The organism is Parabacteroides goldsteinii (assembly GCF_020091425.1).
GTDB lineage: Bacteria > Bacteroidota > Bacteroidia > Bacteroidales > Tannerellaceae > Parabacteroides > Parabacteroides goldsteinii.
In genome coordinates this window covers 2,016,480-2,032,225 of record NZ_CP081906.1, presented here as the reverse complement: position 1 = coordinate 2,032,225, position 15,746 = coordinate 2,016,480, and the positions used below count along the sequence as shown (strand labels likewise).

General features: G+C 44.4%; 18 protein-coding genes and 1 pseudogene. 7 read left to right on the top strand and 12 right to left on the bottom strand.

Annotated elements, in window-relative coordinates; all coding sequences use genetic code 11:
- Positions 1-4 precede the first annotated feature (4 nt).
- The 8 genes and pseudogenes from rfbA to K6V26_RS09420 form a co-directional block, all read right to left on the bottom strand.
- Entirely contained in the window at positions 5-910 is a 906-nt protein-coding gene (gene rfbA / locus K6V26_RS09455) for a glucose-1-phosphate thymidylyltransferase RfbA (protein WP_224265187.1), read from the bottom strand.
- A gap of 33 nt (positions 911-943) precedes the next feature.
- A complete protein-coding gene (locus tag K6V26_RS09450) occupies positions 944-1,669 on the bottom strand; it encodes a tyrosine-protein phosphatase (RefSeq protein WP_224265186.1) in 726 nt (241 codons plus the stop codon).
- A 5-nt stretch (positions 1,670-1,674) separates the two neighbouring features.
- A pseudogene (locus K6V26_RS09445) lies at positions 1,675-4,067 on the bottom strand (GumC family protein).
- A 10-nt stretch (positions 4,068-4,077) separates the two neighbouring features.
- Positions 4,078-4,875 (bottom strand): polysaccharide biosynthesis/export family protein, encoded by a 798-nt coding sequence (locus tag K6V26_RS09440; protein WP_224265185.1) that lies wholly within the window; start codon positions 4,873-4,875, stop codon positions 4,078-4,080.
- Between the two features lie 14 nt (positions 4,876-4,889).
- Positions 4,890-6,044 carry an MraY family glycosyltransferase gene (locus K6V26_RS09435; protein WP_224265184.1) on the bottom strand — a complete coding sequence of 385 codons (1,155 nt, stop codon included), beginning with the start codon at positions 6,042-6,044 and terminating at the stop codon, positions 4,890-4,892.
- Positions 6,041-6,586 (bottom strand): UpxY family transcription antiterminator, encoded by a 546-nt coding sequence (locus K6V26_RS09430; RefSeq protein WP_224265183.1) that lies wholly within the window; start codon positions 6,584-6,586, stop codon positions 6,041-6,043. Before K6V26_RS09430 ends, K6V26_RS09435 begins: the two co-directional genes overlap by 4 nt.
- An 848-nt stretch (positions 6,587-7,434) precedes the next feature.
- Positions 7,435-8,649 (bottom strand): tyrosine-type recombinase/integrase, encoded by a 1,215-nt coding sequence (locus tag K6V26_RS09425; RefSeq protein WP_224265182.1) that lies wholly within the window; start codon positions 8,647-8,649, stop codon positions 7,435-7,437.
- Positions 8,650-8,907: 258 nt separating this feature from the next.
- A complete protein-coding gene (locus K6V26_RS09420) occupies positions 8,908-9,102 on the bottom strand; it encodes a hypothetical protein (RefSeq protein ID WP_224265181.1) in 195 nt (64 codons plus the stop codon).
- Between the two features lie 203 nt (positions 9,103-9,305).
- Here K6V26_RS09420 and K6V26_RS09415 point away from each other — a divergent pair, with 203 nt between their 5' ends.
- The 5 genes from K6V26_RS09415 to K6V26_RS09395 are packed head-to-tail and all read left to right on the top strand — an operon-like array spanning position 9,306 to position 10,914.
- Positions 9,306-9,578: an LPD11 domain-containing protein gene (locus K6V26_RS09415; RefSeq protein WP_224265180.1), complete on the top strand. Its 273-nt coding sequence runs from the start codon at positions 9,306-9,308 to the stop codon at positions 9,576-9,578.
- A 45-nt stretch (positions 9,579-9,623) separates the two neighbouring features.
- Positions 9,624-9,944: a sulfide:quinone reductase gene (locus K6V26_RS09410; protein WP_224265179.1), complete on the top strand. Its 321-nt coding sequence runs from the start codon at positions 9,624-9,626 to the stop codon at positions 9,942-9,944.
- Positions 9,945-9,947: 3 nt separating this feature from the next.
- A complete protein-coding gene (locus K6V26_RS09405; protein ID WP_224265178.1) occupies positions 9,948-10,118 on the top strand; it encodes a glyoxalase in 171 nt (56 codons plus the stop codon).
- 1 nt (position 10,119) lies between these two features.
- Positions 10,120-10,482 carry a hypothetical protein gene (locus tag K6V26_RS09400; protein ID WP_224265177.1) on the top strand — a complete coding sequence of 121 codons (363 nt, stop codon included), beginning with the start codon at positions 10,120-10,122 and terminating at the stop codon, positions 10,480-10,482.
- A 57-nt stretch (positions 10,483-10,539) separates the two neighbouring features.
- Positions 10,540-10,914: a hypothetical protein gene (locus K6V26_RS09395; protein WP_224265176.1), complete on the top strand. Its 375-nt coding sequence runs from the start codon at positions 10,540-10,542 to the stop codon at positions 10,912-10,914.
- A 67-nt stretch (positions 10,915-10,981) separates the two neighbouring features.
- On the opposite strand, the gene K6V26_RS09390 is transcribed toward K6V26_RS09395, so the two are convergent.
- Positions 10,982-11,227, bottom strand: coding sequence for a helix-turn-helix domain-containing protein (locus K6V26_RS09390; protein WP_224265175.1), 246 nt, complete (start codon positions 11,225-11,227; stop codon positions 10,982-10,984).
- 780 nt (positions 11,228-12,007) lie between these two features.
- On the opposite strand from K6V26_RS09390, the gene K6V26_RS09385 reads away from it, so the two are divergent.
- Positions 12,008-12,574: a phosphoribosyltransferase gene (locus K6V26_RS09385; protein WP_224265174.1), complete on the top strand. Its 567-nt coding sequence runs from the start codon at positions 12,008-12,010 to the stop codon at positions 12,572-12,574.
- A complete protein-coding gene (locus K6V26_RS09380) occupies positions 12,574-13,080 on the top strand; it encodes an SLOG family protein (RefSeq protein WP_224265173.1) in 507 nt (168 codons plus the stop codon). The genes K6V26_RS09385 and K6V26_RS09380 overlap by 1 nt, the downstream gene beginning before the upstream one ends.
- 42 nt (positions 13,081-13,122) lie before the next feature.
- On the opposite strand, the gene K6V26_RS09375 is transcribed toward K6V26_RS09380, so the two are convergent.
- Genes K6V26_RS09375 through K6V26_RS09365 form a run of 3 tightly spaced genes read right to left on the bottom strand, consistent with a single transcriptional unit; the run spans position 13,123 to position 15,575 of the window.
- Positions 13,123-13,746: a PP2C family protein-serine/threonine phosphatase gene (locus K6V26_RS09375; RefSeq protein ID WP_224265172.1), complete on the bottom strand. Its 624-nt coding sequence runs from the start codon at positions 13,744-13,746 to the stop codon at positions 13,123-13,125.
- Positions 13,736-14,608, bottom strand: a complete 873-nt coding sequence (locus K6V26_RS09370; protein WP_224265171.1) for a hypothetical protein — start codon at positions 14,606-14,608, stop codon at positions 13,736-13,738. The genes K6V26_RS09375 and K6V26_RS09370 overlap by 11 nt, the downstream gene beginning before the upstream one ends.
- A complete protein-coding gene (locus tag K6V26_RS09365; protein ID WP_224265170.1) occupies positions 14,598-15,575 on the bottom strand; it encodes a type IV toxin-antitoxin system AbiEi family antitoxin in 978 nt (325 codons plus the stop codon). Before K6V26_RS09365 ends, K6V26_RS09370 begins: the two co-directional genes overlap by 11 nt.
- Positions 15,576-15,746: the final 171 nt, after the last annotated feature.

Genomic DNA, 15,746 nt, shown 5'->3' with positions numbered 1-15,746 from the left:
TCTTTTATTCCAAGTTGTCCTTGCCTGTTCTTTCCACTTCGTCTATGACCTTCAGCAGGTATTGCCCGTAAGGGTTCTTCAGCATGGGTTTCGCCAATTCTCTCATTTTTTCACTGTCAATCCAACCTTTGCGGTAGGCGATGCCTTCCAGACAGGCAACCTTCAGCCCTTGGCGTTTCTCTATTACTTCTATATAGGTTGACGCTTCCGACAATGAGTCATGCGTGCCGGTATCCAGCCAGGCGAATCCCCGCCCCAATGTCTGCACTTTCAGCTCTTTGTCATCCAAGAAACGTTGGTTTACAGTCGTAATCTCCAATTCGCCACGTGAGGAGGGCTTGATATGTTTGGCCACATCCACTACCTTGTTCGGGTAAAAATACAAGCCGACAACGGCGTAATTCGATTTCGGTTTTTCCGGTTTCTCCTCAATGGAGAGGCAATTGCCTTCCGCATCAAATGCTGCCACACCATAGCGCTCCGGGTCGCTTACCCAATAACCGAAAACCGTAGCTTTGTTCTCTTCTTCTGCCGTGCGAACCGCTTCTTGCAGCATAGCAGTAAAGCCGTTCCCATGGAATATGTTGTCGCCTAACACCAAGCAAACGGAATCGCTTCCGATAAATTTTTCTCCAATAATGAATGCCTGGGCAAGTCCGTCGGGAGAGGGTTGTTCCGCATATTCGAAATGCACGCCGTAATCCGAACCATCCCCCAAAAGCCTTTTGAATCCGGGCAAATCGTAAGGGGTTGATATGATTAGGATATCACGAATGCCTGCCAGCATCAGCACGGAGATGGGATAATAGACCATCGGTTTGTCGAAGATAGGGAGCAATTGTTTGCTTACCCCTTTGGTAATCGGGTACAATCGTGTACCTGATCCACCTGCTAATACGATTCCTTTCATTATTTGTACTCAGTTTTTTTATTGTTTTTTCTGTTAAGAAATGCTTGTATGACAAAGGTGTCCGACTGATTTCCACCTCACTTCAGGCATTCTTTTCGTGACAACCATTTCCCATACAGACAATTTATGTGTATCACTGCCCGTAAAATCATAAAAATTATTCTCCAGCAACCATTTCGCCTTCTTTTGAGCTTCCGGTCCGTAGAAACCCGTGATAGAAGGAAGGTTCAACTGGAACTTCACATTCATAGCTTTGAGCCGCCGATAATCCTCTTCCCTCATATACATGTACCGTTCGGGGTGTGCCAATACGGGATAATAACCTTTTACCTTGATACGAAGAAGTATATTGCTCAGTCCCACAGGAGGATTGAAGTAAGAAGTTTCCACAAGCAAATGTTTCCCTTCCTTTCCCAATGGCAGGAAGTCGTTTTTCTTCAACCGCTCTTCAAAAAGGTTGTCAAGCATATTTTCAGTAGCAAGATGCAAGACTATATTGCCTTGATAGGCGGCTTTCAGTACCTCGTACTTTTCTTTTAGCATTTCTGTCGCATTGGGCATATCCTCCATGATATGCGGAGTGAGCCAAATTTCCTTGATTCCCAATTTCTCATTATAGGAAAGTATTTGCAAAGCCTCTTCCAATGTCTGAACACCGTCGTCCACTCCGGGGAGCAAATGGCAATGCCAATCTGTGAAACCTTGCAAAAGACCACAATCCGCCAAAGTCGTATGTTTTCCAAAAAGGGAACTCCACATTTTCCTTATTCTTCTTTCGTGTATCCGGCATACCCGTAATGATAGCCGTACTTATACCCGTATTTATACCCGTAACGTCCGCTACCGCCGTCCGTTCCGTTGAGGATAAGCGACATGTTCTTGTATTTCTTATCCGTATAGAACTTCTCTATCTCCGGCAACATGCTGCGGTCGAGCAGCCCGGCACGGACAATGAACAGGGTCATGTCTGCCAGCTTGTTGATGATGGCAGCATCCGCCACGATTTCAACCGGCGGACAGTCAATAAAGATATAGTCATATTCCTTACGAAGACCGGCAATCAATTGCTCCAAACGCTCGGAGAAGAGCAGTTCTGTGGGATTGGGTGGCATGGTTCCCATCGGGATGATTTCCAGCTTGGCGTCTTCGGTAGGCCGGACAATGATTTCCTCGATCTTTTTCACATCACCGGCCAGATAGTCGGAGATGCCTTTCTTGGGGCTGCCGGCGTATTTACTCAAAGAACCTTTGCGCAGGTCAAGGTCGATGGCAAGGAGCCGTTTCCCTTTGATGCCCAGACTGGCGGCAAGGTTGAAAGTGATGAAGGTCTTTCCGCTGCCCGGATTGGCGGAGGTAATCATGATGACGTGGGATTCGCTCTCCTTGTTCTGCATGAATTCCAGATTGGTGCGCACCACGCGGAACGCCTCGTTGATGACGTTGCGGCTCTTTTCCTTGACCACCACCGCGCATTCCTTTTCCGGTGTCTGCCGGGAGAATTTCTTTTTCTTACGGAAGCCAAGCGGTATTTCGCCCACGAACGGAATGGCAAGGTTCTCCAAGTCTTTACGTCCGCGAACCACCGTATTCATGTTCTCCATCATAAAGATGATAACCACAGGTATCAGCAAGCCCAAGGCGAACGCCACCAGCAGGATGTTTTTCTTCACCGGGGCGGTGGGAATCATGCTGCCTCCGGGCATGGTGATGATACGGGTGTTGTAGGCGGTAAACGCCTGTGAAAGCTCGTTTTCCTCACGCTTTTGCAGGAGATAGAGGTAAAGTGACTCTTTTACCTTCTGCTGGCGTTCCACTGAGAGCAGGTATTTGGCCTGGTTGGGGTTGGAAGCGATTTGCGAGGTGACCTGCCCACTGTAATTTTGCTGGCTCTTTATCTGCGCGTTCAGCGCCACCAACTGGTTGTCGATGGAGGTGATTAATGCGCTGCGCAACGCTTGGAGGGAAGCGTCCATCTCTTTGACCAACGGGTTCTTCACGCTACTGTGGGAGACGAGGCTGTTGCGTTCCAACAGTTGGTTGTTGTACTCGCTGATTTGTGTGGAGATACTGGCGTTTTCAATGCCGAAGCTGGCAGGAAGCAGGCGGAACTTGTTGGTCTCGTCCGTCAGGTAATTGCGGATGTAGCGTGCCATGTATGCCTGGTTGTTCAGTTCCTTGATGCTGGCGTTCGCCTCGCTCGCCTGCGCCATGTACATGCTTGCCGCCGCCTGCACGTCGGGGAGCAAGTGTTCACTTTTATAAGAAGAAATATCGTCATCTACATGGCCGAGTTCCCCCTCTATCACGCCCCTAAACGGTCGTTGATGAACATGGAGGTGCTGACCGCTATCTGGTTCTTGTCCTTCACCCAGTTTTCATTGTAAACGGCTATCAATGTGTTCAGCACATCCTCCGCCCGCTGTGTGGAAACATCCTGAAAGGTAAGTGCGATAATATTGGACTTTTCATCGTTTTGCGACACGCCCAAGTTTGTCGAATAAGCCGTTACGGCACTTTGCATGGGGATATGTGAAACATATAATAGTGTTTCTTCCCCCTGTTCGTAGGAAGAGGCGGGTCGTATCATAATCTTTCCAATGGGGCTGGAGATGGTGTCGTTCAATATGCCCGTGGCAGTTCCGTCCATGTCTTCTCCATCCCTTTTGAAATCGGATAAGGTTACTTTTCCATCTTTTGATAGCTGCATGGTGAAAGCGGCCGCCTGACTTGCCGGGAAATCCACCAGAATGGCCTTGACCGGCAACCGTTCACCGTACACGGTTTGGCGGTGGAAGCGGCCGTCCGTATAATAGTCCATATTCAAGTCCAATCTTGAAACCACTTCACGCATCAGGTCGGGAGACTGTAAAGTCCCCATTTCATTGTTCACATTGGTATTGGTGCTAAACATCCCGAAGTCGGCAAAATCTTCCATCATGCCGGAAGTGGACTTACCCTTGGAGTCATCCTTAATAAGGATGGAAGCGGTACGTGTATAAACAGGTGGTGTGGTCAGCAAATACCAGACGGCAGCACCGAGGCACACGGCCAATGAAAGTACGAACCAGTGCCATTTGTTCAAACACAGGTAAAACAGGTCTTGTATGCGGATGAAGTCCTGCGGGTTTTGTGCGGGAACATTCTTTTGTATAGCCATTGTTCTGATATTATTTAACAATTAATACTGCGATGGTGGTTAGCAAAGAGGCAAGGGACAGCCAAAAAGAGGTGCTTCGGACGTTGTTCCCGTTGACTGTCGATTGGCGTGCCTTGGTGTCATTAGGCTCTACATAAACGACATCGTTCTGCTGCAGGTAGTAGGCGGGGGAAGAATAGAGATGGTCTGCTGACCGGAGATCCACTCCATAGACACGCTGTTTGCCTTCCTCGGCCCGCAAGACCAGCACTTTATTGCGTTTGCCGTAAATAGTAAGGTCTCCCGCTTGGCTCAACGCGTCCAGAACCGTCACATGGTCCTTTTCTATGTTATACCGTCCGGGTTTGTTTACTTCCCCCATGACCGATATGGTCAGGTTCATGTATTCCACCGTGACCACCGGCTCTTTAATCAGATCGTGCGACTGCAATTCCTTTTTGATATGCGCGGCTACCTCTTCGCGAGTCATGCCCTTGATATGGATAGTCCCTAAAACCGGGAAGTCTATGTTCCCGTCGGAATCTACCGTATAGCCGGACAGACCGCGGCTCATGCCAGATGGTGTTTCCATACCAATCTGTTGTGACACAATCGGCAGGTTGAAAAGGTTGGTAAGCCTCAAATCCTGGCTGTTTACCAGAATAGATAGTTTGTCTTTCGGCATAATCTTGATTTCCGTGGGAGAGATTAATTTCAATTCACTCTCTCCGGGGCGCAAATCTTGGAAATAGGTAATCTCTTTGGAAGTGGAGCATGCGCCTAATACAAGAACGGATGCCACCACAATCATCATTTTGCAAAATTTCATATTCTTGATTGTAACTATAATTTCCGGTTGATTTTATGAATTTTATGTGTAAGCCATATATTCGCCGATGTCCATATCGCGGCATCCGCAGCCAACAGCAGGGTAATCTCCATGTACATGGACAACCAAAGGTTGCACAGGGTGAACAGAAGCGAAAAGGATATGATGGTTACCATGGCAGCGCGTTGGCGCATCCCCACGGCAAGCAGCTTGTGGTGGATATGGTTCTTGTCGGGCAGGAACGGGTTTTTCCCGTTGCGCACCCTGTGCAGATAGACCCTCACGACATCGAGGCACGGGATGAACAGCGGCGAATACGCGAGGACAAGCAGATTCGGGAAACCGTCCGGGATGTCCGTTGTGGAACATTGGAGAAGCTTCAAGCTCAGCACACAAAGTATCATGCCGGTTGTAAGGCTGCCGGTGTCACCCATGAATATCTTTTTCTGCTTATTGGCATCGCCGAATACATTATAGTAGAAGAAGGGTACAAGTACCCCGAGAGTGGCGAATGAAAGCACGGCGTAGATGTATTCCTGCAACAGGAAGAATACCATCCCATAGAAAAGTGTCGCCACGCCGCAAAGCCCGGATGCCAGTCCGTCTATGCCGTCTATCAGGTTGATGGAGTTGATGATAAAGACGATGACGAGTATGGTAAGCGGATAACCGAACCATGCTGCTACCTCGTGGATTCCCAACAGTCCATGCAGGTCGTTTATCCACATTCCCCCGGCTATCATCATTACCCCGCACATAATCTGTATGGCAAATTTTGCTTTATAACGTATGCCTATCAAGTCATCCGCCATCCCCACCAGATACAACAGCATGACGCAACAGAAGCTGAATGCCAACGGACGGCTTTCGGCGGATATCCCGTCGAACATATTGCCATAGCCAAAGAATTGGCATAGGCCGAACATGAGCGCTATGGAAAAAAAGACGACAGGCTTGAAGGCGATGCCGCCCAACCTTGGCACTACCCCTTGATGGATTTTCCGTTCATCGGGCTGGTCGAACAGCCGCTTGCGGAAGGAGATGAGCAATATTTGCGGGATGAGCAGGCCAGTACAAAGCACGCATACTCCGAATACCGCAATGGAATTTACCATCCAAAAGAGGACGGTTGCGGACAGGCCGGAAAAACAGTCGGTAATCATTGTCATATAAGTTGTATGTATTCAGGGTTGACTTCCACGCCTGCTGCAAAGAAGTCTTGCAATTTTATCATGAGACGTTTTACTTTGGAGCCTCGGGTGGTGATCAGGTTCCCTTCATAGCCATCGAGCGGACCACCTACGATACGAATTTTACGCCCGTACATTTGGGAAGTGATTTCCTCGGGCAAATAATATTTGGTGTCGTTGGAGGAACCGACTGCGATGATGAAATGTTCCATCTCATTATCAGGAACCGTCATCGGTGCACGGCCGCAATTTCGCATGAAGCGGTATTGCAAGGTCTCCGTCTTTGCAACGATGGGGTCAAGCCTCTCTTGGTCAGTATGGACGAACAGCAAATCTCGTATTACCGGGACATCTTCGACAACCTTTTTCCCGTGCCGGGTGGTTATTTGTGACTTCGTGGGGACAAACACTTCAAATCCTTCCTCACGCAAAAACTTGTAAGCCGGCTGTTTGGCGTTGGGGCGTTTCAAGTCCCGCATGACAAACCATCGTGTCTGTTTCCCCGTCTCTGTCGTAGGCATATTTTCGGTTCAGGACATATTCTCTAGTCCTGCATAATCGTTATATCTGTTGATTATTATGCAGTTACAAACATATGTCGCAAAAGTTCGGGCTTTTGCCCGAGTTTGATTCATATTCATCAATCTTATATATTCCACCTTATTATATAAGGTAATATCCGAAGGAAAATACCCTCTTTTTCGTACTTCTCTTTGTAAGAGAAAGATTGAGGGATTAATAATTGAATAACAAACTGATATTCAATTATAATCTTTCATAAATAACAGCTATTTAGCAAAACAAATGTTTTAGAAGAACCTATTTGGCAATACTGAAAATCTCTATATTTGATGAAAAAGCAACCGTATTATGCTTGTTTTTCAGTTAAAATCGGTACCTTTGCAAACCGAAGTCTTTCTCTTACAAAGAGAATGAACTATTTGCAAAACAAATCACTTGTCTATTTTTAGCTTTTCCATTCATCATTGGATATCTATAATCCGTCCGATGCGCTCTCAATCTTTACTTTTCAAAGAACAATTGTGGTGCTTATCAGTATGTACTTGATGGTACCTTTTGACTTCACACCGATATTTCTCTCATTAAGAGAAGTGGCAAAATAAAATCGAATTGATTATCAGCGGATAAACAATCTTACATTTGATTATTTGCAAAACATATTCATGTTTTTATAAAACAACCCCATATCCAAAGGCATAAGTTTTTAGTGTTTCTTTAGGTGATTCCGTCTTTTTTCTTTAATTTTGCACTCGGAATACTTCTCTTAATGAGAGAGTTGCCGTTTTGTAGAACAAAATGGCAACCTGTGATATAACTGATTGGATAGTGTAAAATGCTTCTTTTTTGATTATTTGTCGGTAAACAGTTTCAATACAATCGAATTGGCTTTATCCACAGACGAGGTGTCTAACGATGTTAAATAGATTCTCGTGGTTGTTTCCGAATCATGTCCCAGGGCTTCACTGATGGTGGAAACCGGTATGTTTTTACTTTTGGCAATGCTCGCCCAAGTATGGCGCGCGACATAACTTGTCAAGGGAATCCCCAAGCCGAGTTGCTCCCCGATTTTCTTTAACTTGTTGTTTACCAAATGCGAAGCGTTTTTGTATTGTCTCCGTTTATCCCGGTCCATGTCGCGGATGATGGGTAACAGATAAGGGCTGTCTGCCGTGTCATATTTGTCAATTATATCCTGCATGGGTTGTTCCCACTTGATTGAAAGCTGCTGGTTGGTTTTCTGCCGGCGGTAGGTCAGGATTCCATGCTGCAAGTCTTTCTTTTTCAAGTATGACATATCCACGAAGGACATGCCTCTCGTATAGAATGAGAACATGAAGAGGTCTCTGGCATAATCAAGCAGGGGAGAGAGGGTAAGGTCAAGCTCCTTGATCTGCCGGATGACTTTTATAGGGACTGCACGTTTGATGGTCTTGTCAATTCCGGTATAGACGTACTTGAACGGGAATCGTTGCGCGGTCAGTTCCTTTTCCACCGCCCGGTTGTAGATGGCGCGCAGGTTGCGCATATAGAAGGAAACCGTATTCTTGCAGATGCCGTTCTCTTTGAGCCACGTTTCGTATTCCATCACCAGGGCGGAATCCACATTGTCCAAAGGCAAGTCTTGTTCTTTCCGGAAACGCTTGAAACTGTTTAGGACGGTGGTATAAGTATCGGCTGTACGTTTCTTGCCGATTTGTTTCAATTGGCCGGTGAGCCTTTGGGCAAACGCAATGAAGCCATCATCGCTTTTCGGTGCATTGGAAAGTTCTACAATCTTTTCAACCGAATAGTTATCGCCCGTTTTATCAAGGCGGGCAATGATGCCCTTCAATTTGGATGATTCCGCAGCCAACGCCTCCTTTACCGACAATAGGTAGTCGCGTCTCAATGGTTCATTATCTGCCAGGATGATTTCCGAACTGGCGGCATCCCATTCACGTTCGAATATCTTATATCCGGTAGCTATTTGTCTTGTAACCCTGCCGTGGATTACTTGAAAGAACAGTGTTCCCTCCTTGCCGGGTTTGGAAGAAGCGCGGAATTTCACTTTTACTGTTGCCATAAAATTAATGTAATAAGTATGTGTATAGGTAATATCCTTTTGCTATCATGGGAATCATTTTATAGTGTAAAGATACAGCCCGGACAATTAGCTGAGAACAGATTAAACATAGGAGTATCAGGAAATTCATAGGATTTTGTAAGACACATGATGTCACCCGGCTTACTCCGTGCCTCCAACACCAAGTAAGTCTGGCCGGTATGTCTATGCGGTTGCTGGTTAACTCCATGCCGATGTTAAAGAGAAAACCCTTTGAGGCTACGCAAGCTCCACTTCAAAAGTTTTCATTTCAACATCGGTTTTTAAGAAGGCTTGTTTGTCCTTGGTTGCACTTGCAATGGCAAAATCTCTATAAGTTGTTTGAGGACTTTGGAACTTCCCGGCCGGAATTTCATTTTTCTGTGCAAAGATACTGTGGACTGGAAGAACGTCAAGTGCCGCTGTCGCTTTCAATCGGAGGGTTTGCCGGCAGCCTTCCGCAAATTTTCCCGTCCCTTCAAAATTTGGGCATTCCGTCCGCACTCTCAGACCTCACACTTGCCTTATCTTCCATTTTGTCCGCAGTGGCAATCTTGCACGAAAAACGGTTCTCCCGACCAAGAAGCTCAAAAGGCTTCAACAAAAGGGGAAATAAAAAATCAAATTAGCAAACGATTATGGCAAACATGGAAACAAATTCAGAAGAAAGAAAGGTAATAGACAATATCTTACAACGTGATGAAGTGTTCAGGTACAAACTATTGGGACGTTTACAATCGGATTGCGAATACTACCTTAATTGCGGCAATCGGAATACCGGACGCTTGTGGGCTGGCAGCGTGAATCTGCAAATAAAGCTAATGGTTGAACTTTATAATAGCTTCGATGAGAAACCGGAATGGCTTACAATGGATGAAATCGTCGCATACGGCAAGGAAATGGCGGAATAAGAATGAAACGGTTAATTATCAAATAACTTTTTAAAATTAAAAATTATGGACTATCAAGGATTTCCAGGAGAGACAATCTCCGAACAAGACAAGGCTTTTGCCCAAGAGTTCACCAACTTTGTGAACGGACGGATGTGTTCCGCCGACAAAACCGGCAAGGAACTGACCAGGGCGCACCGCTATCTCCAGCAGCAGATGTTCAGAGTGTTCATCGGCTTTATGCGCCAATTGGCATTCAATTACCAGAAAGGGAGCTATGACCAGCGCAACGAATGGGCTTCCCGTCTTGCGGCAACGGCATACGACCGGCTGACGGAGGAGAACCTCATTTACGACCCCGAATATATCAACATGAAAGCTCAATGATTTATGATGGACGAAACAGATTTTCCGGAATACGGACGGCAATGTGAAATGCTCACGCCTTGGCGTGGCTACCATAGAGGTACAATAGTCGCCAAGACTGCAAGAGGCTTTATCGTGCAGTTCAGCAGTGGTGCGGAGATAGAAGTGTATGAGGATGAAATAGAATTTGATTGATATGTGCAGGTTAATGACACCCCAACTGGAGGAAGCCTTGAAAGGTTTCCCCCTTTATTCCCAAAACGGCAAGGGAAAAGAAGCGGTTTGCCGTGCGGTCTTTGCCCTCGGCTCTGTCCGATGGTTTATATTGGAAGGGGAAGCGGAGAAAAACGATACCATCCTTTTCGGCATCGTAATCGGGTTGATGGAGGACGAGTACAGCTATATTTCACTGAATGAGCTTTCAGAAATAGAACTGGACTTGACAGCGCAAGGTTTAGGAAAACTCCAAATAAGGCAACAGCCGAACTTCCAACCGACCGAGTTAAGGCTATTGAATGACAAACGCCTTCAGCGGTTCTTAGCGAGATTTGAGTCATGAGTAATAATCGGTCAGCCGTGGCATCATGCCCACGGCTGACATAAAAACAATGTAATTATGTGTCGTAAGAATAATGTAATGGATTTGATAATTCGATGTGCCGAAGCCGATGGCTGGAGTGTAGATACGGAAATAAATCATGAGCGACAAGAAACGGAATTTACCTTTTCCAAATATACCCCTGCCGGACAGGATTTTTCTTTCCCGGTAACGATGCAAGGCGATGACCTTGATAGCCTGATTGGGAGCATAAAGGAGTATTATGATAATTTTGATGTGGATTCGGAAGCCCACCTGTGGCTTGATGAAACCGGGCATGGCAAAAACGGTGCGCCTTACCGGATGAAAGACGTGGTGAAAGATATGGAGGAGGCAGAAAAGATGATTGATAGGCTTCTTGATGTAATCATGGAACTGGAACAATCTCTTTGACATTCCGTTCATCCAAGTAACGAGTTACCTGCCACATGGCAGGTAACAATATATATAATGTAAGGTACTACCGTATGCCATCTTTCCGCTTACGCCCTTTCTTTGGGAGACCGGCCGCCTTGTACATTGCCAAGTCGCTGCCTTGAAATACAATCCTCATATTGCCCGGTTGCCTGACAAACGGAAGCGGCTTTTCTGAATGCCTGATGTAGGCATAGATGGTGCAGCGGTGGACGCCGAGATAACGGGCGGCTTCACTTACCGAGTATAGCTTTTCCGGGATAATTCCTGTAAAAATTGCATGCAAATCCATTCCTGAGATAATTTTGTTTGAAAGGTACGGCTATGCAAATGATTGGGCAATACGTTGAATACCGGAATATTAGGGATTTGAAAGGATTTGTTGGGAGTATGTGGGAACGGTGGCTGTATGGTGTCAATCGGCATGGAAGATGATGGAAAAACGGGTAAAGTTTTTCGTGAAAATGAGAAGGGTATATGTTTGAGGGTTGACAGCGTTGACAAAGGAGCCAACGCTTGATTGTCGCAAAAGTACGGTTTGAAAGCCATTGTAATACAATATATTATTTTTTTTCTTCAATAGAAGTATAAAAAGTATAGATACATGGTTTTGTCAACGCTTGGCACCGGATTTTAAGGGGGATGGGAAAAGTGGCTATGTTTGTCAACGTTTGTCAACGCATCAATTTTATGTGAAGTCATTGATAGGATGTCTCTTAGGATTTGTCAACGCTGTCAACCGTGAAATGTGTGCATATTATTTTTTGAAAATGCATAAAGAATGAGTCTGTAATATGGGGATTCATTCGTTTCTACAACCATCGCACAATGAAGTGTTTTTTCCACTGTTTCATGCGATTCAGTCCGGCCTGCCTCTGCGGATATTCTTTTGCAAAGATTCTGTCGGCATCACCAAACGTCAAACCGGGAACGGCAAATCTTCCTCAAACGGGTTGAGCGTATTTGCTGTTCCCTTATTTGCCTTATTGCCTGCCAACACGCTGGAAAAGCAAAAAATATCCCTTGGGCAAGCCGGAAAGCTTGAAACAAAAGGGAAAAAGATTCAGAGCGTATGGCACAGATTGACGAGAACATCAAAAAGCAGTTGGACAAGCCTCAGACTTGGTTCTGCAAGTATTTCCCTAAACGTATTCAGAATGTGGGTGAGAAAGAAATTGCTGATAGAAACCTTGTTTATGCCTTCAAGGATGGAAAGGCTTACGAGGAAATTGCCCGGATGACCGCATCGAGCATGAAAGAACAATATGGCGAGACGTGTACAGACATCGTATTCTCCCCGGTTCCGGCATCTACGCACAAGAAGAATGAAATCCGATACAAGGCTTTTTGCGAAAGAGTGTGTAAACTGACCGGAGCGATAAACGGCTATGACCATGTGAAGGTATGTGGTGAACGGCTATCCATCCATGAACACAGAAAGGCTGAAAAGGAAATCCGGAAGGTCAGTATCTTGGAGTTTGACGAGAAGTGGTTTGACGGAAAGAGTGTTTTAGTATATGATGATGTAATCACCCGTGGAATGAGTTACGCCCTCTATGCCTGCCAACTTGAAAGTTTCGGGGCGAATGTACTTGGTGGCATTTTCTTGGCAAGAACCCATTACAAAGTAAAAAGCTGATGGAAAAGTCATTGTATTCAGAAAAGGAAAAATCCATAACCTTTACGGGGCATCGGATTATCCCATTAGTCCGGCAAGAGGAAGTAAGAGCACGGTTGGCAACAACCGTGGCTTTTGCTTTCAAGTCGGGTATGACCCGTTTCTATTGTGGCATGGCATTAGGGTTTGACATGATGGCGGCAGAGGTCGTGCTGTCGCTCAAAGACCAGTTTCCCGATATACGATTGATTGCCATCGTCCCGTTCTCAGGACAAAGTAGCCAATGGGCTTCTTCTGAACAGGAACGTTATCGCCAAATTCTTGCCAAGGCGGACAAGGTTGTTGTATTGAGCGGAAACTATTTCCGTGGATGTTTGCTTAGACGTAATGATTATATGCTTTCGCATTCTTGCGGTGTGATTGCATATTATAACGGCAAGCCCCAAGGCGGTACGTCTTATACGGTCAGGAAAGCCGAGAGGATGAAAATGGAGGTGGGCAATATTTATGGCAAAAGGGGCGATTAGCCCCTTTTGTATATAAGATGATGAGTTCCTATTTTCATTCTTCTATAATTCTATTTTTATTAAAGAAGCATCATCTTCATATTTTCCATCTATGGGTAGTGCCTTGTCAAATACTTGACAAACTTCTATTTGCTTATAAAGTCCATCGGTGCAAAGGAGAAGGACACTTCCTGTATTGGCCTTCTCACATTGATAAGGTACGTCAGGTCTTATACCTGCACCTTTGATACATCTTGTTAGTAGCTGCTTGCCATAGCCGACATCTAACGTATGGTCTGAGGTTAATTGTGCAACTTTACCATGGCCCCAAAGATAGATTCTAACATTTCCCTGCCAAGTATAGTGAATGTTACTGCCATCTATAAATGCAACAGCAACAGCTGCTCCCATTTTGCTATGAGTCACCAAACTTTTTTGGGAAACCATTTCATCTGCATATTCTAACGCTTGATTTAATAAATCTTGAACAGCTAATTTGCCTTCGTGTTCACAGACAAAGTCTGTGATTGAATTCACAATCAAATCGGCAGCTACCTTGCCAAATGTTAAACCGCCCATGCCATCTGCCAAAACTGCAATAACCTTGTTATCTGTAATTTGAAGGACTGATAAACTATCTTCATTGGAATAGTGGATGCCTTCTATAGAAAAACTATCAATCTTCATTGTGCCTTCCTTTCTTTAATACTTCAACCATACCGATAAGCGCATTTCTCACAATCATATGTGAGTCGCTTGCAGAATATTTGTTGCTCATAGTTCTTATCAGTGAACTATTTTCATCCAGTTCAATCTGTTCTTGTAGTTGATTGGTATAGAATTGAAGATGTTCATTGGTAAGAAATTCCCTCATTTCACAAGCAATCCATCGGGCACCACCGTTCAAAAGGTCAAAACTTTCACTCGTTTCCTGGACTTCATCAGGTACAGGTTGTTTGAATGAAACGTATGCCAAATAGAAGTTATCCATTATGTAAAGCATATCGGCTGCATCTTTGTCGGTAAGCAAGTGCCGGTCTATCCATGTATCAAACTTAATCAAGAATTGGCCGGACAAAGGAGCCATTTTTACAATAATGGTATCATCAATCACTACTGTGTCAGCGATATTCATTACGTCTTTAAAACATTTGACTGACATTTCTGGATTGCCTTCAGGTGGCCATGCAACTTTCTCATCGGTCTCTAATTCGCCGAAAGGAACGATGTCAATTTCATAATCATTGTTACCATCTTCACCTTTGTAATAAAATCGTTGTTTAGGCTTTCCTTTAACGAAATTATTTTTCAGAAGCTGTTCCTTTAACAACTCAAACTGACTCCAATCTTTCAATGCTATAGCAACATCAAGATCGGCCGTTCTTCTTGGCGAGGGCGGCATTTTAAGTATTTCCATGGCAATGTCTCTTGCCAATGCACCTACAACATACACATCCAGTTGTAGGTCATACATCACTTTACTTAATGCTTTAAGGGTATCATAAAGCGGATCGTTTTGTAATGTGTCTCGTGTGATTTTATATTCCATTTTCTTTTATTCTTAAAGCAGCTTCATGGCATCGACTATCTCCGGTGCCCATCAAATCTGCATAAATGACTAAGATGGGGGCAAGGTTTTCTGATTCTTCCCCAATCCAGAATCTCTTGTAGATGTGTATTTCTCCGTCCGAGGCGGGCATTACCATACCAGTCCGAAGAAGCAACGAACTTACCACATCTGTGTAAATTTCAAATTCGCCTGGAATCAGATATCCGTCAATTAAGTTAGCACCACAATCACCTCCCCAATACATGCCTTTGGGAAGTACCATTTCTTTCCATTTTTTTCTCGCTTCGGGGGTACGAAAAGCCATCCGATTTACAAGTAATTTAGGCTTCAAAAACTCATTGTATTGTTGTTGCCACCATTCAATAATCTCTTCGCGCATGGCAAGTCGTCTTCCTTTATCGGTTTGCACTAAGTAACGTTTAGCTTTCAATAGGTCAAATACTTTTGTGATAGTGCCAAGAGATAGTCCTACTTTTTCTTGAATCTCACGATAAGGCCAATTTACACTTTCTGGATTTTGCAAGAAAAATAAGATGAGCTTGATGTTTGCCTCGCTTATTCTTGAAACCGTACTCGTCTTGGTGGACGTGTTATTCTTTTGTCCGATAATCTTAATGGTCAGATTCTCATGTCTAATGTCGCAATTACCCGCTTTGTCTATCCAATTGATTTGATTGTCTGCAAGCGTATTTGCTAACTTAGGATAGATTTTATTGGTAATTAAAATCATGGGCATGCTTTTGCTTTTACGTTTGCTTCTAATTTCTTCTATGGCAGAAAATACATTGGCGTTACTTATTGTCTTTTTTATACTACAATAAAATCTTATACCATTGATGCAAATTGTTTTATTCAATTCATCACAAATGGCAATACTACCATTCCCTGTCGTTTCCTTCAAATTGAAAATGGCTTCATTAAGTAATTCCAAATACTCAGTTCCCATATACACGCTTTGTTGTTCAGTCTTTATATACTGTTCATAAATTAATGAACAATGCAAAATTAGTGAACATTCCTCACTTGAACAAATTTTGTGTTCATTATTTTGTCACGTTCATGAATTTGTAAACATGAATGATTATGTGAACAAATTCATTCATGATAATTCCCATTT